Origin of the sequence: Micromonospora sp. LOL_023 (assembly GCF_048060115.1) — a bacterium.
Lineage (GTDB): Bacteria > Actinomycetota > Actinomycetes > Mycobacteriales > Micromonosporaceae > Micromonospora_E.
This window is the reverse complement of record NZ_JBHMIM010000222.1, coordinates 1-278: the sequence shown is the minus strand read 5'-3', so window position 1 is coordinate 278 and position 278 is coordinate 1. Positions and strand designations below refer to the sequence as shown.

General features: G+C 72.3%; 1 protein-coding gene. It reads right to left on the bottom strand.

What is annotated here, in order from left to right:
- Window positions 1–68 precede the first annotated feature (68 nt).
- Window positions 69–278: DivIVA domain-containing protein (locus tag ACFHVL_RS31540; protein WP_416632272.1), on the bottom strand; the 210-nt coding region annotated here is incomplete at its 5' end.

Genomic DNA, 278 nt, shown 5'->3' with positions numbered 1-278 from the left:
CGCCCGCCGCCGCTCGGACCCGAACCCGACGACGCGGACCGAGCCGGCCGGGACTCCGTTGACCCCGGTCACACCGTCACCCCTGCCTGGAACTGCTCTGACTGCCAGTCCCGCAACGCCTGCTTGACCCGTACGTTCTCGTCCTGGGTGGAGCGCAGTTCGGCGCGCAGTGCGGTCAACTCGTCGGCGACCAGGTGCAGAAACGCCCGTACCTCGGTGGGGTCGCAGCCGCGCCGGACGCGGTCGCCGAACTGACGGTCGCGGACCAGGCCGGGGCT